The 25,889-nt window shown below is 68.2% G+C and carries 20 protein-coding genes and 1 other RNA gene; 15 read left to right on the top strand and 6 right to left on the bottom strand.

What is annotated here, in order from left to right; all coding sequences use genetic code 11:
- Positions 1–128 precede the first annotated feature (128 nt).
- The 7 genes from pstS to phoR are packed head-to-tail and all read left to right on the top strand — an operon-like array spanning position 129 to position 6,781.
- On the top strand, positions 129–1,166 hold the full coding sequence (gene pstS / locus AC1DMS_RS12755) for a phosphate ABC transporter substrate-binding protein PstS (RefSeq protein ID WP_012747422.1): 1,038 nt from the start codon (positions 129–131) through the stop codon (positions 1,164–1,166).
- A 31-nt stretch (positions 1,167–1,197) separates the two neighbouring features.
- The gene (pstC, locus tag AC1DMS_RS12750; protein WP_012747423.1) at positions 1,198–2,277 is read left to right on the top strand and encodes a phosphate ABC transporter permease subunit PstC; all 1,080 of its coding nucleotides are present in this window, start codon (positions 1,198–1,200) and stop codon (positions 2,275–2,277) included.
- Positions 2,274–3,158 (top strand): phosphate ABC transporter permease PstA, encoded by an 885-nt coding sequence (pstA, locus tag AC1DMS_RS12745; protein ID WP_012747424.1) that lies wholly within the window; start codon positions 2,274–2,276, stop codon positions 3,156–3,158. Before pstC ends, pstA begins: the two co-directional genes overlap by 4 nt.
- 20 nt (positions 3,159–3,178) lie before the next feature.
- The gene (gene pstB, locus AC1DMS_RS12740; protein ID WP_012747425.1) at positions 3,179–3,958 is read left to right on the top strand and encodes a phosphate ABC transporter ATP-binding protein PstB; all 780 of its coding nucleotides are present in this window, start codon (positions 3,179–3,181) and stop codon (positions 3,956–3,958) included.
- Between the two features lie 16 nt (positions 3,959–3,974).
- A complete protein-coding gene (phoU, locus tag AC1DMS_RS12735) occupies positions 3,975–4,676 on the top strand; it encodes a phosphate signaling complex protein PhoU (protein WP_012747426.1) in 702 nt (233 codons plus the stop codon).
- A 30-nt stretch (positions 4,677–4,706) separates the two neighbouring features.
- Positions 4,707–5,399 carry a phosphate regulon transcriptional regulator PhoB gene (gene phoB, locus AC1DMS_RS12730; RefSeq protein ID WP_012747427.1) on the top strand — a complete coding sequence of 231 codons (693 nt, stop codon included), beginning with the start codon at positions 4,707–4,709 and terminating at the stop codon, positions 5,397–5,399.
- A 44-nt stretch (positions 5,400–5,443) separates the two neighbouring features.
- Positions 5,444–6,781, top strand: a complete 1,338-nt coding sequence (gene phoR, locus AC1DMS_RS12725) for a phosphate regulon sensor histidine kinase PhoR (RefSeq protein ID WP_080515739.1) — start codon at positions 5,444–5,446, stop codon at positions 6,779–6,781.
- Here the strand turns inward: phoR and AC1DMS_RS12720 are convergent.
- The 3 genes from AC1DMS_RS12720 to AC1DMS_RS12710 form a co-directional block, all read right to left on the bottom strand.
- Positions 6,770–8,113: an MATE family efflux transporter gene (locus tag AC1DMS_RS12720; protein ID WP_012747429.1), complete on the bottom strand. Its 1,344-nt coding sequence runs from the start codon at positions 8,111–8,113 to the stop codon at positions 6,770–6,772. The two genes, phoR and AC1DMS_RS12720, sit on opposite strands and share 12 nt — an antisense overlap.
- A 3-nt stretch (positions 8,114–8,116) precedes the next feature.
- Complete coding sequence (locus tag AC1DMS_RS12715) at positions 8,117–9,844, bottom strand: membrane protein (protein ID WP_012747430.1); 1,728 nt, start codon at positions 9,842–9,844, stop codon at positions 8,117–8,119.
- Between the two features lie 85 nt (positions 9,845–9,929).
- Complete coding sequence (locus tag AC1DMS_RS12710; protein WP_007836661.1) at positions 9,930–10,199, bottom strand: type B 50S ribosomal protein L31; 270 nt, start codon at positions 10,197–10,199, stop codon at positions 9,930–9,932.
- 159 nt (positions 10,200–10,358) lie between these two features.
- Here AC1DMS_RS12710 and AC1DMS_RS12705 point away from each other — a divergent pair, with 159 nt between their 5' ends.
- On the top strand, positions 10,359–11,432 hold the full coding sequence (locus AC1DMS_RS12705; protein ID WP_478181099.1) for an oxidoreductase: 1,074 nt from the start codon (positions 10,359–10,361) through the stop codon (positions 11,430–11,432).
- Positions 11,433–11,483: 51 nt separating this feature from the next.
- On the opposite strand, the gene rho is transcribed toward AC1DMS_RS12705, so the two are convergent.
- A complete protein-coding gene (gene rho / locus AC1DMS_RS12700) occupies positions 11,484–12,749 on the bottom strand; it encodes a transcription termination factor Rho (RefSeq protein ID WP_012747432.1) in 1,266 nt (421 codons plus the stop codon).
- A gap of 182 nt (positions 12,750–12,931) precedes the next feature.
- Positions 12,932–13,264 (bottom strand): thioredoxin TrxA, encoded by a 333-nt coding sequence (gene trxA, locus AC1DMS_RS12695; RefSeq protein ID WP_012747433.1) that lies wholly within the window; start codon positions 13,262–13,264, stop codon positions 12,932–12,934.
- 158 nt (positions 13,265–13,422) lie between these two features.
- Between trxA and AC1DMS_RS12690 the strand changes: the two genes are divergently transcribed.
- The 6 genes from AC1DMS_RS12690 to AC1DMS_RS12665 all read left to right on the top strand — a co-directional run bounded on the left by AC1DMS_RS12690 (position 13,423) and on the right by AC1DMS_RS12665 (position 23,596).
- Positions 13,423–16,017, top strand: coding sequence for a PD-(D/E)XK nuclease family protein (locus AC1DMS_RS12690; protein WP_012747434.1), 2,595 nt, complete (start codon positions 13,423–13,425; stop codon positions 16,015–16,017).
- Positions 16,014–19,277 carry a UvrD-helicase domain-containing protein gene (locus AC1DMS_RS12685; RefSeq protein ID WP_012747435.1) on the top strand — a complete coding sequence of 1,088 codons (3,264 nt, stop codon included), beginning with the start codon at positions 16,014–16,016 and terminating at the stop codon, positions 19,275–19,277. The genes AC1DMS_RS12690 and AC1DMS_RS12685 overlap by 4 nt, the downstream gene beginning before the upstream one ends.
- Positions 19,274–20,512, top strand: a complete 1,239-nt coding sequence (locus tag AC1DMS_RS12680) for a TIGR03862 family flavoprotein (protein ID WP_012747436.1) — start codon at positions 19,274–19,276, stop codon at positions 20,510–20,512. Before AC1DMS_RS12685 ends, AC1DMS_RS12680 begins: the two co-directional genes overlap by 4 nt.
- A gap of 80 nt (positions 20,513–20,592) precedes the next feature.
- Positions 20,593–22,509 (top strand): galactose oxidase-like domain-containing protein, encoded by a 1,917-nt coding sequence (locus tag AC1DMS_RS12675; protein WP_012747437.1) that lies wholly within the window; start codon positions 20,593–20,595, stop codon positions 22,507–22,509.
- A gap of 32 nt (positions 22,510–22,541) precedes the next feature.
- Positions 22,542–22,991, top strand: coding sequence for a hypothetical protein (locus tag AC1DMS_RS12670; RefSeq protein WP_012747438.1), 450 nt, complete (start codon positions 22,542–22,544; stop codon positions 22,989–22,991).
- Entirely contained in the window at positions 22,988–23,596 is a 609-nt protein-coding gene (locus tag AC1DMS_RS12665; RefSeq protein WP_012747439.1) for an SCO family protein, read from the top strand. Before AC1DMS_RS12670 ends, AC1DMS_RS12665 begins: the two co-directional genes overlap by 4 nt.
- Before the next feature lie 71 nt (positions 23,597–23,667).
- Here the strand turns inward: AC1DMS_RS12665 and ffs are convergent.
- An RNA gene (ffs, locus tag AC1DMS_RS12660) (signal recognition particle sRNA small type) lies at positions 23,668–23,764 on the bottom strand.
- A gap of 180 nt (positions 23,765–23,944) precedes the next feature.
- Here ffs and dnaX point away from each other — a divergent pair.
- Positions 23,945–25,807 (top strand): DNA polymerase III subunit gamma/tau, encoded by a 1,863-nt coding sequence (dnaX, locus tag AC1DMS_RS12655; RefSeq protein ID WP_012747440.1) that lies wholly within the window; start codon positions 23,945–23,947, stop codon positions 25,805–25,807.
- Positions 25,808–25,889: the final 82 nt, after the last annotated feature.

The raw sequence follows: 25,889 nt of genomic DNA, 5'->3' as shown, positions 1-25,889 counted from the left end.
ACACGAGCCGCAGGGGAAAGAGTGGCATTTTCCCTCGACAGCAGGGTGTCACACCGATGTCACACAAGCTTTCTAGAGTCCGTTCCAAGCCCGAAAGGGACTACTTCTTACTTCTAAAGGAAGCCTCCATGAAAACGACTTTCAAGTTTGCAGCCGCCGGCCTCGTGGCCGCGGTGTTTGCCCAAGTTCCTGCCTTTGCACAAGACGTGACCGGCGCCGGCGCCAGCTTCCCGGCGCCGCTGTACGCCAAGTGGGCCTCCGATTTCAACAAGGCCACCGGCGTCAAGATCAACTACCAGTCGGTCGGCTCGGGTGCCGGCCTCAAGCAGATCGAAGCCAAGACGGTCGATTTCGGCGCGTCCGACGCGCCCCTGAAGGACGAAGAACTCCAGGCCAAGGGCCTGATGCAGTTCCCCACCGTCATCGGCGGCGTGATTCCCGTGGTGAACATCCCCGGCATCAAGCCCGGCGAGCTGAAGCTCAACGGCCAGGTGCTGGGCGACATCTACCTGGGCAAGATCACCAAGTGGAACGACCCCGCCATCAAGGCGCTGAACGGCTCGCTGGCCCTGCCTGACGCCGCCATTGCACCGGTTCGCCGCGCCGACGGCTCGGGCACCAGCTTCCTGTTCACCAACTACCTGAGCAAGGTCAACGCCGAGTGGAAGACCAAGGTCGGCGAAGGCACGGCCGTGAACTGGCCCACCGGCGCGGGCGGCAAGGGCAACGAAGGCGTCGCAGCCTTCGTGAACCGCCTGCCCAACTCGATCGGCTACGTCGAGTACGCCTACGTCAAGCAGAACAAGATGACCTACGCCCAGCTGCAGAACGCGGCCGGCAACTTCGTCTCGCCCGAAGACACGGCCTTCAAGGCCGCCGCTGCCGCCGCCGACTGGAACAAGAGCTTCTACCAGGTGCTGACCAACCAGGCCGACAAGGGCGCATGGCCCATCACCGGCGCGACCTTCATCCTGATGCACAAGGTGCAGGACAAGCCCGCCAACGCCACCACCGTGCTCAAGTTCTTCGACTGGGCCTACAAGGGCGGCGACAAGACGGCCGACGACCTCGACTACGTGCCGATGCCCGACGGCGTGAAGGCCACGATCGCCAAGGCATGGGGCGAAGTGAAGGACGCATCGGGCAAGCCGGTCGCGTTCAAGTAAGCAACCCCATCAAGCCCAGGACGGCGCACCCATGAGCAGCACTTCGCTCGAGGATGCGCCGCTTTCGTCATTGCCGGAGCGACCCGTGTCATCCACCTATCCTGCCTCCGCATCCACGCTCGACCTCGCGGCCGAACGCGGCCGCGCCACCGCACCACCGCCCGCCAAGGCACCGCGTTCAGGCCCGATGGCCGACCGCCTGTTCGGCTGGGCCGCCAAGGGCGCCGCGCTGCTCACGCTCGCGATGCTGATCGGCATCCTGCTGTCGCTGATTGCCGGCGCATGGCCCGCCATCTCGAAGTACGGCCTCGGCTTTCTGACCAGCAGCGTCTGGGACCCGGTGCAGAACGAATACGGCGGCCTGGTCATGATCTACGGCACGCTGGCCACCTCGGTCATCGCGCTGGTGATCGCGGTGCCGGTGAGCTTCGGCATTGCGCTGTTCCTGACCGAGCTCTCGCCCAGCTGGCTCAAGCGTCCGCTGGGCACGGCCATCGAACTGCTCGCCGCCGTGCCGTCGATCGTGTACGGCATGTGGGGCCTGCTGGTGTTCGGGCCGATCCTTTCCACCTGGGTGCAGCAGCCGCTGCAGAAGCTGCTTGCCGGCGTGCCGTACCTCGGCGCGCTGGTGTCCGGCCCGCCCGTGGGCATCGGCATTCTCTCGGCCGGCATCATCCTCGCGATCATGATCATTCCGTTCATCGCCTCGGTGATGCGCGACGTGTTCGAAGTGACGCCGCCGCTGCTCAAGGAGTCGGCCTACGGCCTGGGCTCCACCACCTGGGAAGTGGTGTCGAAGGTCGTGCTGCCCTACACCAAGGCCGGCGTGATCGGCGGCATCATGCTCGGCCTGGGCCGCGCGCTGGGCGAGACGATGGCGGTCACCTTCGTGATCGGCAACATGAACCAGCTCAACTCGCTTTCCGTGTTCGAGGCGGCCAACAGCATCACCTCGGCACTGGCCAATGAATTCGCCGAAGCCGGCGCGGGCCTGCACCAGGCCGCGCTGATGTACCTCGGCCTGGTGCTGTTCTTCATCACCTTCGTCGTGCTGACGCTGTCGAAGGTGCTGCTGGCCCAGATGAAGAAGAGCGAAGGGACCAAGGCATGAGCACCGCTCAAAACCTGCTGAATGCGAAGGCGCTCGCCGAAACGCGCCAAGCCAAGTTTGCCGCGCGCAACCGTGTCAACAAGATCGCGCTCACGCTGTCGCTCGCGGCGATGGTGTTCGGCGTGTTCTGGCTCGTCTGGATCCTGTGGGAAACGCTGCGCCTGGGCCTGGGCGGCCTGGCGCTCGCCACCTTCACCGAGATGACGCCGCCGCCGAACGAGGCGGGCGGCATCGCCAACGCGATCTTCGGCTCGTTCGTGATGGTGGCGCTGGCCACCTTCGTGGGCACGCCCATCGGCATCATGGCCGGCATCTACCTGGCGGAGTACAACCCCAAGGGCTGGCTGTCGTCGGTGACGCGCTTCGTCAACGACATCCTGCTGTCGGCGCCGTCGATCGTGATCGGCCTGTTCGTCTATGCGGTGGTGGTGGCGTACTTCAAGACCTTCTCGGGCCTGGCGGGTGCGCTGTCGCTCGCGCTGATCGTGATTCCGGTGGTCATCCGCACCACCGAGAACATGCTGCAGCTGGTGCCGCCGGGGCTGCGCGAAGCGGCCTATGCGCTCGGCACGCCCAAGTGGAAGGTCATCCTGAGCATCACGCTGCGCGCGGCGCGCGCCGGCGTGGTCACGGGCGTGCTGCTGGCGGTGGCGCGCATCGCGGGCGAAACCGCGCCGCTGCTCTTCACTGCGCTCAACAACCAGTTCTGGACCGCCGACATCAGCCAGCCGATGGCCAGCCTGCCGGTGACGATCTTCAAGTTCGCGATGAGCCCGTACGAGAACTGGCAGCAGCTGGCCTGGGCCGGCGTGTTCCTGATCACCGTGGCCGTGCTCGCCCTCAACATCCTGGCGCGAGTCCTCACGCGCAACAAACTCTGATTCAAGAAGAAGTAGCAACCATGCCAAACATCGCCGCACAACCGTCGCGCTCGAAGATCTCGGTCAAGGACCTGAACTTCTACTATGGCAAGTTCCATGCGCTCAAGGGCATCAACCTCGAGATCCCCGAAAACAAGGTGACGGCCTTCATCGGCCCGTCGGGCTGCGGCAAGTCGACGCTGCTGCGCACCTTCAACCGCATGTTCGAGCTCTACCCCGAGCAGCGCGCCGAGGGCACCATCGCGCTGGACGGCGAGAACCTGCTCACCTCCAAGCAGGACGTGGCGCTGATCCGCGCCAAGGTCGGCATGGTGTTCCAGAAGCCCACGCCGTTCCCGATGTCGATCTACGACAACATCGCTTTCGGCGTGAAGCTGTTCGAGAACCTGAGCGCGAGCGAAATGGACGACCGCGTGGAATGGGCGCTCAAGAAGGCCGCTCTCTGGACCGAAGTGCGCGACAAGCTGCAGCAAAGCGGTTCCGGCCTCTCGGGCGGCCAGCAGCAGCGCCTGTGCATTGCACGTGGCATTGCCATCAAGCCCGAGGTGCTGCTGCTCGACGAACCCTGCTCCGCGCTCGACCCGATCTCCACGGCAAAGATCGAAGAGTTGATCGCCGAGCTGAAAAACGAGTACACCGTGGTCATCGTGACGCACAACATGCAGCAGGCTGCACGCTGCAGCGACTACACCGCCTACATGTACCTGGGCGACCTGATCGAGTTCGGCGCGACGGAACAGATGTTCTTCAAGCCGCAGCGCAAGGAGACCGAGGACTACATTACCGGCCGTTTCGGCTGATGCCAAGGAGGCACACATGACTGAAAAACATCTCTCCAGCCAGTTCGACAGCGAACTCAACGGCGTGTCGTCGCGCGTGATGGAGCTCGGCGGCATGGTCGAGGCGCAGATCCACCAGGCGGTGTATGCGCTCTTGCAGTTCGATCCTGACGCTGCCGACCGCGTGATGGAAACCGAGACGCGCGTCAATGCGATGGAGATCGAGATCGACCGCGAGCTGTCGTCGATCATCGCGCGGCGCCAGCCGACGGCGCGCGACCTGCGCCTCTTGATCGCCATCTCCAAGACCACGGCCAACCTGGAGCGCGTGGGCGACGAGGCCAACAAGATCGCGCGCATGGTCAAGTCGATCATCGAGAGCGGCTCGGCCCGCGCGCTGCCCTCGAACGAGCTGCGCATCGCGGCCGACCTGGCCTCGGGCCTGCTGCGTACCGCGCTGGACGCCTTCGCGCGGCTGGACACGGCCGCGGCGCTGTCGATCCTGAAGGACGACGACCTGATCGACAAGGAGTTCGACGGCTTCGTGCGCAAGCTGGTCACCTACATGATGGAAGACCCGCGCACGATCTCGGCCAGCCTCGACCTGCTGTTCCTGGCCAAGGCCATCGAACGCATCGGCGACCACGCCAAGAACATCGCCGAGTTCATCATCTACATCGTCAAGGGCGCCGATGTGCGGCACACTTCGATGCAAGAGATCGAATCGGCGCTGCAGTAACAGAGCGAGCGCAAGTCTCCCAAAGAAAGCATGAAGAAACCCCGAGTCCTGATCGTCGAAGACGAGTCCTCGATCGCCGAGCTGATCGCCGTCAACCTGCGCCACAACGGCTTCGAGCCGATCTGGTCGGAAGACGGCGCGGCAGCGCAACGCGAGATCGACGCCTTCCTGCCGGACCTGATCCTGCTCGACTGGATGCTGCCCGGCCAGAGCGGCCTGCAACTCGCGCGCCAGTGGCGCAAGGACCCGCGCACCAAGGCCATCCCGATCCTGATGCTCACCGCGCGCGGCGACGAGCCCGACAAGGTGGCCGGCCTCGATGCGGGCGCCGACGACTACATCACCAAGCCGTTCTCCACCCAGGAAATGCTCGCGCGCATCCGCGCCGTGCTGCGCCGCCGCGCGCCCGAGGTGGTGACCGAGCGCGTGGAGATCGGCGAGCTCGCGCTCGACACCGCCACGCACCGCGTCACCTGGCAGGGCAATGCGCTCAAGGTGGGGCCGACCGAGTTCAAGCTGCTGGCCTACCTGATGCAGCACGCCGAGCGCGTGCACAGCCGGGCGCAACTGCTCGACAAGGTCTGGGGCGACCACGTCTACATCGAGGAACGCACGGTCGACGTGCACGTCAAGCGCCTGCGCGAATCGCTGGGTGCCGCCTCGCCGATGGTCGAGACGGTGCGCGGCGCGGGTTACCGCCTGACGGCCCAAGTCACGGTTTGAGCGCCGCTGCTTTCACGGGCCGCGGGCGCGGATAATCGCCCGCCATGCCTTTCCGTATTGCTACTTTTCTAATAGCGTCCCTCGTAATGGGAGTGGGCGCTGCAGCCATTTTCGGCTGGAAGTTCGGATGGCTGGGTGCCTGGCTGGGCGCGGTGCTGTGGCTCGCGCTCGACGCCTGGCGGGCCGAGCGCCTGCTCAAGGTGCTTCGCAACAACGCGGCGGGCCTGCCGACGCGCGGCGCCGGCGTGTGGGGCGAGCTCGCGGAGCGCATCCGCAAGCTGCTGCGCGACCGCGAACAGCAGACCCGCCAGGCCGAGGACCGCCTGCAGGAATTCCTGGCCGCCATCCAGGCCTCTCCCAACGGCGTGATCCTGCTCGACGAGCAGGGCCGCATCGAGTGGTGCAACCAGACGGCAGCCGGGCAGTTCGGCATCGATGCCGAGCGGGATCTGCTGCAGCATCTGGCCAATCTGGTCCGCGACCCGGCCTTCGTGGCCTACCTGGCCTCGTGGAACTACAGCCGCGATGTGGTCATCGATGCCTCAGGCCCCGGGCAGGGGCACCAGCGCAGCCATCCGGTGCGCCTGTCGGTGCAGGTGCATCCCTATGCGGGCAACCGCCGCATGCTGCTGACGCGCGACATCACGGCGGTCGAGCAGGCCGAGGCCATGCGGCGCGACTTCGTTGCCAATGTTTCGCACGAGATCCGCACGCCGCTCACCGTGCTGGCGGGTTTTGTGGAAACGCTGCAGAACCTGCCGCTCGATGCGGACGAGCGCGCGCGCTACCTCTCGCTCATGAGCCAGCAGTCGCACCGCATGGAAACCCTGGTCAACGACCTGCTGACGCTGTCGCGGCTCGAGGGTAGCGCGGCGCCATCGGGCAACCAGTGGATCCGCATCCGTGCGCTGCTCGCCCAGTGCGAAGACGAGGGACGGGGCTTGTCGGGCCGGCTCGCGCCGCAGGGGCATCGCCTTTCCTTCACGATCGAGGCCGAATCCGAGATTTCGGGCGCCCCGACAGAGCTGCAAAGCGCCATGTCGAACCTGCTGAGCAACGCCATCCGCTACACGCCCGGCGGCGGCGAGGTCGCGGTGAGCTGGCGGCTGCTGCCCGACGGGCGCGGCGAATACGCGGTGCGCGACACCGGCCCCGGCATTGCCGCCGAGCACATCCCGCGCCTGACCGAACGCTTCTACCGCATCGACCGCAGCCGCTCGCGCGAAACCGGTGGCACCGGCCTGGGCCTGGCCATCGTGAAGCACATCGCGCAGCGGCATGGCGCCGAACTGCGGATCCAGAGCACGGTGGGCAAGGGCTCGCGTTTCGCGCTGGTGTTCCCGGCAACCCGCGTGCGGGAAGCGCGGCTGCTAGCGAAGTGAGCGGCGCATCGTCCAGCGCAGCAGCGCGCCGAACAGCAAGGCCGTGAGCGCGAGCGCTCCGGCGCTCATGAGCCAGAACGCCAGCGGCGACTGCATGGCGGGCCAGGGCCCCAGCCCGCGGTAGGCCAGCAGGTAGCTGCCGCCCAGGCCCACTCCCCAGAGCAGCGTGCAATAGACCACCAGAGGCACCAGCGTGACGCGGTAGCTGCGCAGCACGAACACGCACAGCGTCTGCAGCGCATCGGCAAAGTGATAGGCCGCCACCACCAGCAGCAGCGCCGCGGCCACTGCGATGACGGCCGGATTGTCGGAATACACGTGGGCCAGCCTGAAGCGCAGCGCCACCATGGCGCCCGCGAAGAACAGCGCGCAAAGGGCAGTGAGCTCGAAGCCCAGGCGGCAGGCGCGGCGGGCCTTGGCGGCCTTTCCGGCGCCGAGCCAGAAGCTCACGCGCGCGCTGGTGGCAATGGCCAGCGAGAGCGGCACCATGTAGGCCACCGCCAGCAGGTTCGAGGCGATCTGGTGCGCGGCGGCGGCGGCGGTGCCCAGGCGCGCAATGAACAGCGCCATCAGGGTGAACGAGGTCACTTCCACCAGCACGGCCAGGCCGCCGGGAATGCCCAGGCTCGCGAACTGGCGGATCTGCCGCCAGTCGGGCGCTTCGATGCGTTCCCAGAGCCGGTAGTCGCGGTAGAAGGTGCTGCTGCGCAGCAGCCACACGGCGCAGGCCAGCATGGCCCAGTTCACGCACAGCGTGGCCCAGGCGCAGCCCACCAGGCCCATGGCCGGCAGGCCGGCGCCGCCGAAGGCGAACCAGATCGACAGCGGCAGCTTCACGCACAGCGAGCCCAGCTGGAGCCAGGTCACCACCTGCGGCTTGCCCAGGCTCTGGTTCAAGGTGCTGAACAGGCGGAACAGCAGGGCCGGCGGCAATGCGAAGGCGAGCACCCCCAGATAGGTTTCCACTTCGCCGCGCATCGCGGGCGGCACCTGGGTCCAGCGCAGCACCGCGCCCGGCAGCAGCAGCACGGCCATGCCGACCGCAATCGCGATGGCAGCCAGGTAGAGCGACTGCCGCACGGAGCGGCCGACTTCGCTTCTGCGGTCCGCGCCGTGCAGCTCCGCCCAGACCGGCAGCAGCGCCTGCAGCACGCCCATCAGCGAGACGAACACGCTGATGAAGACGGCCGCGCCCACCGACAGCGCGGCGAGCGCGTTCTCGGAATAGCGGCCGGCCACGATGGTGTCGGTCACGCCGAACGCCATCACGGCCAGCTGGCCCACCAGCACCGTGCCGGCGTGCCGCGCAATCAGGCCTCGTTCGCCGCTCAATTGCTAGGGCGCAATCTTCTGGTAGAGCAGCAGGTCGTCGCTCGCGCTGCTGGGCCGCCGCAGGGTACCGCTGAAACGCCAGTGCTCCAGGCGGATGATGGTGTGCAGCCGCTCGATGGTTTCGGGGCTGACCAGCAGCCAGGGGCAATCGGTGCCGAGCAGCAGCGGCTGCAGGTTGAACTGGCCGTGATGCCGCAGCGCCGCGATGTGCGCGCGGCTCAGCGCAAGCTCGGCGATGCAGCTCGGCTGCCCGACCCGCTCGGCCACCGCCCGCACCTGAGGCGCGTAGCTGCGCGCGTAGTCGATCGGAGGCAGCCACAGCGTCATCAGCAGCATCCAGCACAGCGCGGTGCCGCCGGCCGGCAGCACCAGCGTTTTCCAGAGCGCCGCGCGGTGGCGCCCGGTGCGCCAGCGCACCACCCAGCACCAGGTGATGGTGGCGGCCAGCGCCAGCGCGAATGCGGTGGGCGAGAACCCTGGCACGAACCCGGGCACCAGCCGTGCCACGCTGGCGGCCGGCTTGGTCGGCACGCCGGTCTGCATCGCGATCCAGTAGATCCATCCGAGCACGGCCAGTCCGCTGAAGAACAGCACGTTGAACCAGTCGATCAGCGCCGCCGCGCTGCGCCGGAACGTCGGCAGGGCAAAGGCGGCCAGCGTCGCGAGTGCGGGCAGCGCGAGCAGCAGCGAGCGGTCGGAATAGTCGGTGGTCCAGGTCGCGGCCAGCGGCACCAGCGCAAACCAGAACGGCAGCGCCACATGGCGCGCGGTGAGCTGGCGGCGCCAGCGCCACAGCGTCCAGATCGCGAGCGGCCAGACCGGCCAGGTGAACCACACCAGCAGCTTGGCCTGGCTGCGCACGTCGCCCAGCACCGAGGTGCTGCTCGGATGATGGCCCGGCAGCTGGATCTTCCATTGCAGCAGGCCGAGCCCGAGCGCCAGTGCCGCGGCCACCAGCGCCACCGCGCTCATCGTGGCGAGCGCACCGCGGGTGTAGCCGGGGCTTTCGTCGGAATCGGCACTGGCGGTGCGCCGCTCGTAGGCGATGAACAGCGCGCTGCCCACCGCCAGCGCGAGGCCGACCGTGGGACCGCCGCTCAGGGTCATGCCGATGGTGCCGACCAGCAGTGCAATGACTGGCCCGGTGCGGCGATAAGGCAATGCCGCCACGCCATAGAACAGATGCGACGCGAAATACAGCTGCGCCAGCGCCGGCGTGGTTTCATGGCCCAACTGGGCCAGGCCCAGGCAGGCGATCAGCGCCAGCAATCCGCCATCGGCAATGGCGCGGGCGTAGTCGGTGGGCCGCGCTTCGCCGCCGAAGGCGAAGGCCACCGGCTGGGCCCGCGAGGTGCGCGCGAGGTAGTAGACGGCGTACCAGGTGGCGGTGAAAGTGCCCCAGAGCAGCAGCGCAAAGACGATGCGCACCGCCAGGTCGGGGTTCACCCAGGAGGGCGCGATCTTGATGGCCCAGGCGCCGATCCAGTAGGGAAGCAGCGCCGGGGTTTCAGGGCGCAGGCCCAGCAGCAGGGGATCGAACCAGCGGGCGATGCCTTCGGTGTTGCGCGCCAGTTCGGCCATGTAGCCGAAGGAGGTGATGTCGGCGCTTTTCCAGGGGCCGCGCCCCACCAGGCCCGGCAGCAGGTAGGCGGCGCACAGCAGCAGCAGTGCCAGGCGCGGCAGCCGGCGCACGGCGCTCTGGGCAACGATCGCGGGAGTGGGCTGATTCACAGGGTGGGGAATGAACGTCTGTCTTGGGAAAGAAAAAAAGGGCAGCGCGGTAAACCGGGCTGCCCTCGATGCGAAAGCGCGTGCTTTACTTGGAAGCAGCGCCGGTGGTCTTGCCGAAGCGGTTGCGGAACTTCTCGACGCGACCGCCCATGTTGTCGACCGACTTTTGCGTGCCCGTGTAGAACGGATGCGATTCGCTCGTGGTGTCGAGCTTGAACAGCGGCAGCTCGCGGCCGTCGTCGGTCTTGCCCATTTCCTTGGTGTTCGCGCACGAACGGGTCACGAACTTGAAGCCGTTCGACATGTCGACGAACAGGATTTCGCGGTAGTTCGGGTGGATGCCTTCTTTTGCCATGGTCTTTCCTTTGGGGTCGATGCGAGAGCCACAAGCGTGCCCAAGAGGGGCACGCCGTTCCCAGGAGGGAATTCGCAGGGCAAGACGCCCGGCTGCACTTTTCGCGGAGCCGGCGATTATCGCATACTGTCTTGATTTGAGCGAAGGACGGCCCTCCAGATGACCTCCAGAACCCTGCGCGCCGGCCTCGTCGGCTATGGCTTTGCCGGCCAGACCTTCCATGCGCCGGTGCTTTCGGCCGTGCCCGGGCTCGAACTGGCGGCCGTGGCAAGCTCCCGCCCGCACAAGGTCCACGCCGACTGGCCCGGCGTGGCCGTGGTGCCCGATGCGGCCGCGCTCGTGGGCCGGCCGGACATCGACCTGGTGGTGGTGGCCACCCCCAACGCCCAGCACCATCCCGTGGCCAAGGCCGCCCTGGAGGCCGGCAAGCATGTGGTGGTGGACAAGCCGTTCACGCTCGACGTGGCCGAAGCCAGGGAGCTCGAATTGTTGGCTCGGCGCAACAATCGTGTGCTGGCGGTCTATCAGAACCGGCGTTTCGACGCCGACTACCTCACGCTCAAGGACCTGCTGGCGAGCGGAGAACTCGGCCGGCTGGTGTACCTGGAATCGCATTTCGACCGCTTTCGCCCCGAGGTGCGCGACCGCTGGCGCGAGCAGAAGGTGCCGGGCGCGGGCCTCTGGGTCGACCTGGGCGCTCATCTGGTCGACCAGGCGGTCCAGCTGTTCGGAAGGCCCGACACGCTGCAGCTCGACACCGCGGCCTTGCGCGACGGCGCGCAGGTCGAGGACTATTTCCACGCCGTGCTGCGCTACGAAAGCGGCCCGCATGCACCGCTGCGCGTGGTGCTGCACGCCACCACGCTTGCCGCCCATGCCGCGCCGCGCTACATCGTCCATGGCACGCGCGGCAGCTACATCAAGCACGGCGTCGATCCGCAGGAAGACGCGCTGCGTGCCGGCCAGCGGCCGCCGATGGCGGGGTGGGGCGCCGATCCGCAGGACGGCGAACTCGTGGTGCCCGCCAGCGACGGCGGCGAGCCGCAGCGCCGGGTCTGGCCCACGCGGGCCGGCAACTACCTCGACTACTACGCCGCGGTGCGCGACGCGATCCTGGGCAACGGCCCGAACTCGGTGCCGCCCGAACAGGCTGTCGCGCTGATGGAACTGCTCGACATCGGCCAGCAGAGCGCGGCCGAGGGCCGGGCGATCCGCATCATCGACCGCCCATGAAAAAAGCGCGTTGACCCGAGGGCCAACGCGCTTTTGCGGCGAGCGTGGTGCTCAGCCTCCGCGACGCATCATGTCGAAGAATTCGACATTCGTTTTCGTCGCCTTCATGTTCTTGAGCATGAGCTCCATCGACTCGATCTCGTCCATGTTGTACATGAGCTGGCGCAGGATGCGGGTCTTCTGCAGGATCTCGGGCGCCAGCAGCAGCTCTTCGCGGCGCGTGCCGCTGCGGTTGAGCTGGATCGAGGGGAACACGCGCTTTTCGTACAGGCGGCGGTCCAGGTGGATTTCGGAGTTGCCGGTGCCCTTGAACTCTTCGAAGATCACTTCGTCCATGCGGCTGCCGGTGTCGATCAGCGCGGTGCCGATGATGGTCAGCGAGCCGCCTTCCTCGACGTTGCGCGCGGCGCCCAGGAAGCGCTTGGGGCGCTGCAGCGCGTTGGAGTCGACACCGCCCGTGAGCACCTTGCCCGACGAGGGCACGACGTTGTTGTAGGCGCGGGCGAGGCGGGTGATCGAGTCGAGCAGGATCACCACGTCCTTCTTGAGCTCGACCAGGCGCTTGGCGCGCTCGATCACCATTTCGGCCACGTGCACGTGGCGCGCGGCGGGCTCGTCGAAGGTCGAGGCAATGACCTCGCCCTTCACGGTGCGCTGCATTTCGGTCACTTCTTCGGGCCGCTCGTCCACCAGCAGCACCATCATGTGCACTTCGGGGTAGTTGGCGCTGATCGCGTGGGCGATGTGCTGCATCATCACCGTCTTGCCGCTCTTGGGCGGCGCCACCAGCAGGGCGCGCTGGCCCTTGCCGATGGGGGCGATGATGTCGATGATCCGGCCCGTGATGTTCTCGTCGCTCTTGATGCCGTCGCGCTCCAGCTTCATCTGCTCCTTGGGGAACAGCGGCGTCAGGTTCTCGAACATCACCTTGTGCTTGTTCTGCTCGGGCGGACCGTCGTTGACCTTGTCGAGCTTGGTCAGCGCAAAGTAGCGCTCGCCGTCCTTGGGCGTGCGCACTTCGCCTTCGATCATGTCGCCGGTGTGCAGGTTGAAGCGGCGCACCTGGCTCGGCGAGATGTAGATGTCGTCGGTGCTGGCCGTGAAGCTGGTGTCGGGGCTGCGCAGGAAGCCGAAGCCGTCGGGCAGGATTTCGAGCACGCCGTCGGCAAAGACCTGTTCGCCGGCCTTGGCGCGCTTCTTGATGATCGCGAACATCAGCTCCTGCTTGCGCATGCGGCCGACGTTTTCGATCTCAAGCGCTTCAGCCTGCTTGAGGACTTCAGACACGTGGAGTGCCTTGAGTTCGTTTAAGTGCATGGAATGACCCCTTGCGGGGCAATCGATCGGAAAAACGGGGGGAGGTTTGATGTGAGGCGAGAGCTGCCTCACAAACCGGGGAACTCGAACCGGTTACCTCGAAGGGGCCGGTGATCTGTGGGAGATTATGACAGCAAAAAACCGTCCGGCCAACGCATTGCGCGCTGGCCGGGTGAAATGCCTCAGGCGAGCTGCTGGTCGATGAAGGCCGTGAGCTGCGCCTTGCTCATTGCGCCGACCTTGGTGGCGGCGAGCTGGCCGTCCTTGAACAGCATGAGCGTGGGGATGCCGCGGATGCCGAACTTGGCCGGGATGTCGCGGTTCTCGTCGACGTTGAGCTTGGCGATCTGCAGCTTGCCTTCGTAGGCGGTCGACACTTCATCCAGGATGGGTGCGATCATCTTGCAGGGGCCGCACCATTCGGCCCAGTAGTCGACCAGCACGGGCTGGCTGGACTTGAGCACGTCGGCTTCGAAGGAAGAATCGGAGATGTGTTTGATCAGGTCGCTGGCCATGTGATGTGTCCTTGTGCGCGGAGAGTTTCGGTGCAGCTAAAGTGCTGGTCATTGTGACAGAAACCAAGGGGTGGGGTGCCATGCGGGAACGCTATGGCGCCGATAGCAAAAGCCCTTTGCGCGTTGCGCCTCCACGCCCTCCAACCCCTCGATAGAACATGAACGAAGGCCACCCCGTCCAGGCCCTGTGGTGCGACCCCGCCGGCGGCGTCGTCGCGCGCATTGCCGGCGCCGTTGCGCAGCACGGGCTGCATGCGGCGCGCACCGTGGTGCTGGTGCCGTACGCGCAACTGATGGGTGTGGCCCACGGCATGTGGTCGCGCTGCGGCAGCCCCGGCTTCGCGCCGCGCTTCGAGACCACGCGCAACTGGGCACGCAGCGCGGGGGGCTTCCTGCCCACGGGCTACGACATCGCCTTCGACATGGCGCGCGACCTGGTCACGGCCCAGGCGCTGCTGTCGCAGGCCGGCTTTGCCGCCGAACGCTTCGCGCTGGCCGGGCGCGTGGTCGAGCTGGCCTACCAGCTGGCGCCCCTGGCGGCCGCCGCGCTGCCCGAGGTACGCGGCAGCGAATGGGCGCAGCGCGCGGCGCAGGTGGCCGATGCGGGCAGCGAGTCGGAATGGTTCCGCATCGAAAGCGCGCTGATCCGCGTCGCGGTGGCCTGGGCCGCCAATTCGGGCTATGCCACCGATGTGCTGCTGCGCGACACCGTGCGTGCGCAGGTCGATGCGCTGATCGTGCTCGAAGGCTTCCAGGCCGATCCGCTCACGCAGACGCTCTGCAGCCTGTGGGGCGACCGCGCCATCCATCTCTCGCTGGTGCCCGCGAGCCCTGCGGCCACCACGGCAGCCGCGCATGTCGCCGCCGACCCTGAAGACGAGGCGGAACTGGCCGCCGCCTGCGTGCTGCGGCACCTGGCCGAGGGCCGCGCGCCGGTGGCACTGATCGCGACCGACCGGGCGCTCACGCGGCGCATCGGCGCACAGCTCCAGGCGCAGGGTGTCACGGCGCACGATGAAACCGGCTGGAAGCTTTCCACCACGCGCGCCGCCGCCACCGTGATGAGCGCACTGCGCGCCTGCGCGCACGACGCCGGCAGCGACCAGGTGCTCGAATGGCTCAAGAGCGGCGCCGACGGCGATGCGCTCGCCACCCAGGCCCTCGAAGCCCGGCTGCGGCGCGAAGGCGTGCGCGAGTGGTCCGCCTGGTGCGGCCAGGCCGCGCGCAGCGAGAAGCCGCAGGACATCGCGCTGCTGCCTTTCACCGAAGCCGTCGAAGGCCGCCGCATGGCCATGGCCCGCTCCCGGCCCCTGGCCGACTGGCTGCGCGCGCTGCGCGAACTGCTCGAGGCCGGGGAGCAATGGGAGCCGCTCGCAGCCGACATGGCCGGCGCCAAGGTGATCGGCGCCTTGTGGCTCGATGCCGATGCCCACGGCGACGACGACGAATTTCCCGGCGGACGCCACACGCTGGCCGAGTTCACGGCCTGGGTGCGCGACGTGCTGGAGGACGCCAGCTTCGTGCCGCCCGCCGGCAACGAGGCGCCGCAGGTGGTGGTGCTGCCGCTGCACCAGTTGCTCGGCCGCGCGTTCGGCGCCGTGGTCATTCCCGGCTGTGACGACCGGCGCCTGCCCGCATCGCCCGAGCCGCCCGGCAACTGGAGCGCCGCGCAGCGCGCCGAACTGGGCCTGCCCGCGCGCGAAACGCTCGAGGCCGCGCAACGCTCGGCCTGGGCCGCGGCCTTGTGCAACCCGTGCTGCGAAGTGCTGTGGCGCCAGTCGGATGCGAGCGGCGAGCCGGTGCGTCCGAGCCCGCTGGTGCAGGCGCTGCAACTCGACCACGCCTTGCAGATGGCGGCGGACCCGCGCACGCCGCGCGAGGTGGCGCTGCAGCCGACCGCTTACCCCACGCCCTCAGGCGAGCTGCTGCCGTTGCGCAACATCTCGACCAGCGTCTATGAAGACCTGCGCCGCTGCCCCTACCGCTTCTTCGCGCTGCGGCAGCTGGGCCTGCGCAGTGCCGACGAACTCGATGCCGAAGTCGACAAGCGCGACTTCGGCAACTGGCTGCATGCCGCGCTGGGCCATTTCCACGAGGCGCTGAAAGAGAAGCCGACCAGCGATGCCGCCGAGCGTGTGGCGTACATCAGTGCAGCGGCCGAGCGCGCCACACGCGAGTTCGGACTGTCCGATGCCGAGTTCCTGCCCTTCGCCGCGGCATGGCCGGCGGTGCGCGACGGCTACCTTCAATGGCTTGCCGGACACGAGGCGAGCGGCGCCGTGTTCGCCGAATCCGAGCCCTGGATGGAACAGCCGCTGGGCAGCCTGCAGTTGGTCGGCCGGCTGGACCGCATCGACCGCATGCCGGACGGCCAGGCTTTCGTGATCGACTACAAGACCGAGTCGGCCGCAGTGACCAAGGAGCGCGTGAAGGACCCGACCGAGGACACGCAGCTCGCCTTCTATGCCGCGCTGGTGGCCGACGACACGCTGCGCGCGGCCTACGTCAACGTCGGCGAAAAATCGTCCGGCACGCAGACCGTCGAGCAGCCCGTGGTGGTGGAGGCGCGCGATGCGCTGGTGGCCGGCATCCTCGACGACTTCACCCGCATCGCCGAGGGCGCGGCGCTGCCGCCGCTGGGGGAGGGCGCTGTTTGCGATTACTGCGCGGCGCGCGGGCTTTGCAGAAAAGACTTCTGGGAGATCGAGCAGCCTGCGCCTTCGTCACCGGCCGAGGGAGGGCCCGCGAAATGAACGGCGCCGCCTACGAACACAATGGCCGGCACGTCACGCGCGAGGCCTTCTACACCGTCGCCTGCGATCCGCGGCGCTCGGTGGCCGTCGAAGCCTGCGCGGGCGCGGGCAAGACCTGGATGCTGGTGTCGCGCATCCTGCGCGCGCTGCTCGAAGAGGGTGAATCCGCCTGCGAGCCGCACGAGATCCTGGCCATCACCTTCACCAAGAAGGCCGCCGGCGAAATGCGCGAGCGGCTCGACCAATGGCTCGAGCAGTTCGCTGAGCGCAGCCCCGAGGAACTGGTGCGCGAACTCGTGATCCGCGGCGTCGAGCCCGATGCCGCGCTGGCCGCCGTGCCGCGCCTGCAAGGCCTCTACAGGCGCCTGCTCGAAGGCGGCCGGCCGGTGCAGTTCCGCACCTTCCACGCCTGGTTCGCGGGCCTGCTGCGCAATGCGCCGCTGGCGGTGCTGCGCGAACTCGGCCTGCCCGCGAACTACGAACTGCTCGAGGACGATGCGGAGGCGCGCTCGCGCACCTGGCGCCCCTTCTTCGAAGCGGTGACGGCCGACAAGGAGGCGCTGGCCGACTACTACGCCGTCGTCGCCACCTACGGCCGGTCGCAGACCGCCAAGGCCCTGGGCGAAGCGCTCACGCGCCGGGTCGAGTTCTCGCTGTCCGATCCGGCGTCGGCGGTGCAGCATTTCAGCGCCATGCATCCGTCGCTCGAAGGCCTGGACGAACCGACCGAGGCACTGCGCGGCGAGCAGGCCAGGCGCCGCTGGCTCGACCGCGCCGCCGCGCTCGGCCGCGAAGCCAACAAGACGCCGCAGAAAGCGGCCGATGCGGTCATCGACGTGTTCGGCACCGGCGAGCCGCCGCGGGAGTCGCTCGCGGCCGCGCTCGCGCACCTGCGCAAGAATTTCTTCGTTGCCACCGAAGACCGGCTCAACAAGAACCTGCAGAAATACCCCGCCGCGCAGGAAGCCGAGGCCGAGCTCCAGACCCTGTGCGCCGCGCAGGCCCAGCACGCGGCCTGGCTCTACCAGCAGCGCATGACGCGCCTCACGCGCCTTCTGATCGCAGCCTTCGCCGAGGTCAAGCGCGCCCATGGCTGGGTCGACATGAACGACGTCGAACAGGCCGCACAACTGCTGCTGGGCCAGTCGGCGCTGTCGGGCTGGGTGCAGGAGCGGCTCGATGCGCGCATCGCGCACCTGCTGATCGATGAGTTCCAGGACACCAATCCGCTGCAGTGGCAGGCGCTCTACGGTTGGCTCAGTGCCTACACCGGCGCGGGCGGCAAAGCGCCGCGCGTCTTCATCGTGGGCGACCCGAAGCAGAGCATCTACCGCTTTCGCCGTGCCGAGCCGCAGGTGTTCATCGCCGCGAAGAAATTCGTGCGCGAAGGGCTGGGCGGCGAACTGCTCAATTGCGACCACACCCACCGCAACGCGCGTGCGGTGGTCGGCCTCGTCAACCAGGCGATGCTGGCCGCACAGGACGCCGGCGAGTTCGACGGCTACCGCGCGCACACCACCGAACGCAACGATCAGGGCGATCTTCTCAAGCTCCCGCCCATCGATCGCGGGGCCCTCGATACCACCGCCGAGGCCGCGCCCGCGGACGACGGCATGCTGCACTGGCGCGACAGCCTGGTCACGCCGCGGGTGCTGCCCGAAGAGCAACTGCTGCAGAAGGAATGCGAACAGGCCGCGCGCTGGGTCGCGCAGCGCATTGCCGATGGCACGCCGCCGCGCCAGATCATGGTGCTGGCGCGCCGCCGCAACCGGCTGTCCGCCATGCAGGACGCGCTGCGCCAGCGCCACATTCCCGTGCAGCAGCCCGAGAAGAACGAACTGCACGACGCCCCCGAAGTGCAGGACGTGGTGGCGCTGATCGATGCGCTGGTGTCGCCCGCGCACGACCTTTCGCTGGCGCGCGGGCTCAAGTCGCCGCTCTTCGGCATTGGCGACGATGCGCTGGTGCAACTGGCGCTGCGCCAGCGCGAGCAACCCTCGTCGAGCTGGTTCGCGCTGATCCAGAAGGGCGAGGGCCTGCCGGCGGAACTGGTCGCGGCCGGCGCCAGGCTCAAGCAGTGGCAGCGCTGGCTCGCCGCACTGCCGCCGCACGATGCGCTCAGCGCGATCTTCCATGATGGCGATGTGCTGGCCAGGTTCGGCGCCGCCATGCCTTCGGCCATGCGCCAGAGCGCGCTGGCCAATCTGCGCGGGCTGCTGGCGGCCTCGCTCGAGATCGAGGGCGCGCGCTTTGCCACGCCCTATGCGCTGGTGCGCGCGCTGCGCGCCGGCGGCGTCAGGGCGCCATCCGTCGCCGTGCCTGATGCAGTGCAACTGCTCACCGTGCACGGCGCCAAGGGCCTGGAGGCTGACACCGTGCTCATGCTCGACTGCGACGCGCCGCCGCCGCGCGCCCAGACCATGGGCGTGCTGGTCGAATGGAAAGGCAGCGACAGCGCGCCCACGCGCTTCGTGTTCCTGGCAAGCGAAAAAACGCCGCCGGGCTGCGCGGCCACGCTGCTCGAGGAAGAGCAGCGCGCGCGCCATCGCGAGGAGCTCAACGGCCTCTACGTCGCAACCACGCGGGCGCGCGAGCGCCTCGTGCTGTCGTCGGTGCAGCCGGCACGGGCCAACGAGGGCAGCTGGTGGTCGCGGCTCGAATCGATGTGCGAACCCGTCGAAGCCGATGAGCCGCTGCTCGCGTTGCCGGTGGAGACCGGGGGCGGCAGTTTCTCGATGAAGAAGATGCCCGTGCTCGCGCCTGCGGCCAAGGAATCACCGGCCACCAGGAAAGCCGCAAGCGCTACCGTCGATGCGCGGGCTGCCGCCTTCGGCCAGGCGATGCACCGGCTGCTCGAATGGGCGCTGCCGGGCGAGGCGCTGCCGCCCGCGCATGTGCGCGCCGCGGCCCGTGAATTCATGCTCGACGCGCAGCAGGCGCGCGGCGCCGCGGTGCTGGCCGAGCGCATCCGCGCGGGCGCCGGCGCCTGGGCGTGGGATGAGCGCATGATCGACTGGCACGGCAACGAAGTGACGCTGGTCCACGAAGGCGAGACGCTGCGCATCGACCGACTGGTGCGCGAGCGCGCCAGCGGTGCCTGGTGGATCCTCGACTACAAATCCGCTGCGCGCCCCGAACGGGACGCGGAATTGATCGCACAGATGCAGCGCTACCGCGCGGCCGTGCAACATGCCTATCCCGGTGCCTTGGTGCGCGCCGCGTTCCTGACCGGGCAGGGCGAACTGGTAACTCTCGAATGACTCTTTCCCAAACCGTCGCCGTGATCGGCGGCGGACCGGCCGGCCTCATGGCGGCCGAAGTCCTGAGCGCGTCCGGCGTGCAGGTGCACGTCTACGACGCCATGCCCTCGGTGGGCCGCAAGTTCCTGCTGGCTGGCCGCGGCGGGCTGAACCTCACGCACTCGGAGCCCTTCGATGTGTTCATGAGCCGCTTCGGCGAGCGCCGTGCGCAGCTCGAACCGATGCTCGCCCGCTTCGGTCCGCAGCAGGTGCGCGAATGGGCGGCCGGCATCGGCATCGAAACTTTTGTCGGTACGTCGGGCCGCGTGTTTCCGACCGACATGAAGGCCGCGCCGCTGCTGCGCGCCTGGCTGCACCGGCTGCGCGCGGCGGGCGTGCAGTTCCACATGCGCCACCGCTGGCTCGGCGATGCATCGCTGGCCGCCGCCTCGCTGCGCTTCGCCACTCCCACGGGCGAGGCCCTCGTGAAGGCCGATGCGGTGGTGCTCGCGCTCGGTGGTGCGAGCTGGGCGCGGCTGGGTTCCGATGGCGCATGGGCGCCGTGGCTGCAGGCGCGCGGTATCGATGTCGCGCCGCTGCTGCCCGCCAACTGCGGCTTCGACGGGGCAGGATGGAGCGAGCATTTCGCGAGCCGTTTCGCGGGCCAGCCCTTCAAGTTGGTTGCGATTTCGTTCACCGACAGCCAGGGCCGCCGATTCGCGCGCAAGGGCGAATTCGTTGCCACCGCCACCGGCATCGAAGGCAGCCTGATCTATGCAGCGTCGGCCTTGCTGCGCGACGAGATCGCCGCGCACGGCAGCGCCACGCTGCTGCTCGACCTGCTGCCCGACCGCAGCGCCGAGCAGGTGCTGGCGGCCGTCAAGCATCCGCGCGGCGCCCGCTCGCTCAGCAGCCATCTGAAGAGCCGGCTCGGACTGGAAGGCATCAAGGCCGGCGTGCTGCACGAGGCGCTGGGCCGCGAAGCGATGCAAGACCCCGCGCAGCTGGCGGCGACGATCAAGGCCGTGCCGCTGCGGCTGGTCGCAACCCGGCCCATCGACGAAGCCATCAGCACCGCAGGCGGCGTGCGCTTCGAGGCGCTCGACGAAGTGCTCATGGCCAGCGCGGTGCCGGGCGTGTTCGTGGCGGGGGAAATGCTCGACTGGGAGGCACCGACCGGCGGCTACCTGCTGACGGCGTCAATGGCCAGCGGGGCGGCCGCGGCGCGGGGCGCGATCAGGCAGCTGGGCCTTTGAAGGCATAACTGAATACTTTTGTATTGTTTATTGCGCGCACAAGGAATAAGCTGCGACCTGACAAAAATAAAGGAGCAGCGATGACCAGCGTTCCATCGCCGCGCGCCGCGCGCGGGCTTGCTTATGCATCCCTGGTGTTCCTGGTCTGGTCAGGCGGTGACGCAGGAGGCGGCGCCCGCGCGCAGGGCGAAAATCCGAAGCTGGCGGGCACGTCCTCCGCATCGGCAAGCAAGCCGGTGCCACCAGACGGACAGCCGGCGTCCCTCACCAGTCCGTCCCCCGGCACCAAGTTCGCCACCCGCAGCGCGACCTTCGTCTGGAACAACACGGGTGCCACCCAGTACGGCTTGACGATCCTGTCGGCCTCCTCGGCGACACCCGTGGTGGACACATCGACAAGTGCGACAACGCTGACGGTGACCAACCTTCCCATCGACGGCGCGGGGCTCGTGGTCCGGCTGCGCTCCCGATTCAAGGGGAAGTGGCTGCCGGCCAACGAGTACCTGTTCACGGCAGCCGGATACACCGCGGCGCAATCGACCGCCGCGGTGAAGCCCTGGTCCGATCTGATTGCGCTGCCACTCGTGCCCGCATCGGCCGCCAACCTCCCCGACGGCAGGCTGCTGCTGTGGGCAGCCCGCTCGCCCACCAGCTTCAGCACGAACAGCAGCGAGGCGTACACCTACACCTCGGTGTTCGACCCCGTCACGCGAAGCGCCAGCCCGCTGGTGGTCACGGCCACAGGCCACCAGATGTTCTGCCCTGGCCTGAGCATGCTGGCCGATGGCAGCGTGCTGGTCAGCGGCGGCAGCGATGCGACGAAGACCTCGATCTACGACCCGGCGCTGGGCGGCTGGGTGACGGGTGCGCAACTCGGCATTGCACGTGCCTACCAGGCGAGCACGACGATGTCCGACGGCTCCGTGTTCACAGTCGGCGGTTCGTGGAACGGCGGGCAGGGCGGCAAGTACGGCGAGGTGTGGTCGGCCGCCACCAAGACCTGGCGCACGCTGTCCGGCATACCGGCCAACATGCCCGACGCGAGCAATGTCTCGGACCCGCCGCTGGCCGGCCCGGACGCGGCCGGGGTCTACCGGGGCGACAACCACATGTGGCTGTTCGGCGCCGCCAACGGCTGGGTATTCCACGCCGGGCCTGCTGCCGCAATGCATTGGATCGACACGCGCGGCAGCGGCGCCATCCTGCAGGCCGGGCTACGCAGCGACGATCCCTATGCCATCACCGCCAGCGCCGTGATGTACGACATCGGCAAGATCCTCAAGCTCGGCGGCGCGCCCAACCACGACAGCGGCGACGCCTTCAAGACCGCCTACATCATCGACATCAGCGCGGGCGCGCCGGCGGCGCCCACGGTGCGCAAGCTTTCGCCGATGGCCTATGCCCGAACCTTCGTCAACAGCGTGGTGCTGCCGAACGGCGAGGTGTTCGTGATAGGCGGACAGACGCAGCCCGTTCCGTTTTCCGACTCCTACAGTGTGCTGGCGGCCGAGCTGTGGAGCCCGGTGCTGGAGAGCTTCATCACGGTGCCGCCGATGCAGAAACCGCGCAACTATCACAGCGTGGCCCTGCTGCTGCTGGACGGACGCGTGCTGGCGGGCGGCGGCGGGCTGTGCGACTGTGCGGGCGACCACCCGGATGCGGAGATCTACACGCCACCGTACCTGCTGGCGAGCGACGGTTCGCCGGCGTCCCGCCCGGCCATCACGGCCGCGCCGGCCAGCGCCACATGGGGGAGCCAGATCACCGTGGCGACTGACCGCGCGGCGGCCCAGTTTGCGCTGGTGCGCATGGCATCGGCCACTCACTCGGTCAACACCGATCAGCGCCGCATCCCGCTGTCATTCACGGGCACGGCAGGCAACTACCAGCTGGGCATTCCGACCGATCACGGGACCGTGCTGCCGGGCAACTACATGCTGTTCGCACTCGACAGCAGCGGCGTGCCGAGCGTGGCGCGCACCATCAACATCCGGTAGCGGCCCGGCGCTTCGCGAAGCCGAGGCTTTCGATGATGATGATGCTGGCACTCGCGCTCGGAACCGCACTGGCCGTTGGCCCGGAGCGGTCCGCAAAGCCGGAAGCCGCCGTGCCTTCCTCGGTGGCGCGTGGCGCCCGCCTGTTCGACGGCACCGAGCCGCTCGCCGGCACGCTGTCCGGCCACAGCGCGCCGCTGCCGGACGCGGCGACGCGCTGCATCCAGTGCCACGCGGGACCCGGCAAGTCCACTGCCGCTGTCTCCGGTTTCGCGCCGCTGCTCGACCGGCGCCAATTGCGCGAAATCCTCCCGCGCCGCGGCGGCCCGCCTGTCGCGTACGAGCGCACATCCTTCTGCCGCACGCTGCGCACCGGCATCGACCCGGCCCATGTCACGCTGCCCCGAGCCATGCCGCGCTTCGATGCCGACGAAGGCCAGTGCGCGGCGTTGTGGGACTACCTGACGCAAGCCCTTCCTCAATGAACCCAATGAACGCGCGGGGCCCCTTCATATCCTCGCGGGTTGGATCCCGCGGGCGCCGGCGCCTGCTTGCCGCCGGTGCACTGGCGTGGCTGGGTGTGCCTGCGGCCCGCGCAAACACCAGCATCGGACCGGTGCTGCCGGCGGTGTCGGTTCCGGCCCTGCCGCTGCGGCGCCACGACGGCGCCACACCGATGCTCGCGGCGCAGTTGCGAGGCGCCCCAACCGCCGTTCAATTGATGTTTACCGGATGCAGCACGGTCTGCCCGATCCAGGGGGCCTTGTTCTCGACGCTGCAGGCGGCATTGCTGTCGGAGCGCTACACGGCGGTGCGCCTGCTGTCGCTGAGCATCGACCCGCTGGCCGACGACCCTGTGGCACTGAGCGCCTGGTTGCGGCGCTTCGGCGCAAGGCCAACGTGGAGCGCGGCGGCGCCAGCCCCCGAGGCGCTTGAGTCGATGTTCTCGCTGTTCACGGGAGGCGCGGCAGCGGGCGACCGCCATACCGGCCAGGTTTATCTGTTCGATCGTCAGGCCCGGCTGGTCTGGCGAACCAGCGAGTTGCCGCCGGCCGAAGAGGTCATGGCCGGACTGCGGCAGATGGGCTAGCTGGATGCGGCGGCTGAGGACTCAGCGCCGGTGAGGTGGCTGCCTGCCATGCCTCGTATCTTTGATGTTAGGTTGACGAGCCTTACCCCTGGCACTGACTACGCAGTTAGGGCTGCTTGGTTCCCCACCTGACCCGGTTGGCCACTTCACCATGCAGGGAGGCCCGTCAAGGCTTATTGTAACCCCCCAGGCTGCGCGCACTTCGTGTCGCTTCGCCCACCCCCCTTGCTGGGGGCGATACCAGCGGCCCGGCGGAGCCGGTTCCGCGGTATCCCGCGAAAAGGCAGGGCTTTTTTTGATTCCGGGGAAGCTCCGGGAACGGGTGCGGCGCCTTTTAGAATGCCCGCAATGTCTTATCTCGTGCTCGCTCGCAAGTTCCGTCCGAAAACCTTCGGTGAGATGGTTGGCCAGGGGCATGTGGTGCAGGCGCTCGAGAACGCGTTGACCACGCAGCGCCTGCATCACGCCTATCTTTTCACCGGGACGCGGGGCGTGGGCAAGACCACGGTTTCCCGCATCCTGGCCAAGTCGCTCAATTGCCAGGGGCCGGACGGGCAGGGCGGCATCACGGCCACGCCTTGCGGGGTGTGCCAGGCCTGCAAGGACATCGATTCAGGCCGCTTCGTCGACTACACCGAGCTCGACGCGGCATCGAACCGCGGCGTGGACGAGGTGCAGTCGCTGCTCGAGCAGGCGGTCTACAAGCCGGTGCAGGGGCGCTTCAAGGTCTTCATGATCGACGAAGTGCACATGCTCACCAACACCGCGTTCAACGCGATGCTGAAGACGCTCGAGGAGCCGCCGGAATACCTCAAGTTCGTGCTGGCCACCACCGATCCGCAGAAGGTCCCGGTCACGGTGCTGTCGCGCTGCCTGCAGTTCAACCTGCGGCCGATGGCGCCCGAGACGGTGCTGGAGCACCTCACGGGCGTGCTGCAGGCCGAACAGGTGCCGGCCGAGCCGCAGGCGCTGCGCCTGCTGGCGCGTGCGGCACGCGGCTCGATGCGCGACGCGCTGTCGCTCACCGACCAGGCCATTGCCTTCGGTAACGGCGAACTGCTCGAAGCCGGCGTGCGCCAGATGCTCGGCAGTGTGGACCGTGGCCATGTGTTCAAGCTGATCGAGGCGCTGGCGCTGGGCGATGGCAGGACGGTGGTCGACACCTCCGAGGCGCTGCGGCGCGACGGCATGTCCGCCGCGTCCACGCTGGAAGAAATGACCGCGGTGCTGCAGGCCATGGCCGTGCTGCAGGCGGTGCCGTCGCGGGCGGAATCGGCCGATTCGGCCACCGATCCCGACGCGGCCGATACGGCGCGCCTCGCGTCGCTGATGCCGGCCGACGAAACGCAGCTGCTCTACAGCCTGTGCCTGCACGGGCGCGGCGAGCTGGGGCTGGCGCCCGACGAGTACGCGGCGCTGACCATGGTGCTGCTCAGGCTCCTGGCCTTCAAGCCTTCCAACGCGGCCGCTTCTTCGGCCTCCGCGGAAAAAAAAACTCTGAATGAAGCCGCCCGGGCGGCTTCGGTCCCTGCGCCCGTAGCGCCGGCTCATCAAGACACGGCGGCGATCGCCGCGCCGCCAGCGTCGATTTCCGTCGCTGCGCCGGTGCCTCCTCGATCCAATCCGGCGCCGGCCGGCCAGCGCCTGGCCGTGGTCAACGAGCCCGTGCGGCCAAACGGGCCCAGGCCTTCCGCAGAAATCGAGCCCTCGCCGGCTGCCGAGGCGCCCCGGGTGCTTGCCGTTCCCATGCGCGTGCAGCCGCCGCCGAGCCAGCGCGACGCGCCGCGCCCCGATGAGCAGCGCGGCCCGGCACCGCCCATTCCGCCGAGCGAGGACGGCGACTTCTGGCACGCCACGGTCACGCAGATGATCGCGGCCGAGAGCATCAACGCCCTCGCGCGCGAACTCGCGCTGCAGTCGCAGCTGGTGGCGCGCGACGTCGACCAGTGGATACTTCGCGTCGAGCGCGAGCTGCTCAACCAGCCTTCGGCCCGCGAGAAGCTCACGGATGCACTGGCCGCGCTGGGTCACGGCGTGAAGCTCGCCATCGAGATCGGCGCCGTGGTCGACAGCCCCGCGCGCCGCAACAAGCAGGCGGCCGACGAGCGCCAGCGCGTGGCCGAGGAGGCCATCCGCAGCGATCCCGAAGTGCAGATGCTGATGCGCGAATTCGATGCGAAGATCGTGCCTGGAACACTCAAGCCCGCCTGACGGAACACCACTGAAAAACCGTGCCGGCTCTTGCGGCATTCGGCATCGGCCGCCATCTCTCTTATCCTTCCCCCATTCCAAC

The sequence above is a fragment of the Variovorax sp. 05T418 genome (assembly GCF_056396385.1).
Note: the sequence above shows the minus strand (reverse complement) of the source record. Positions and strands in the feature narration are given on the sequence as shown.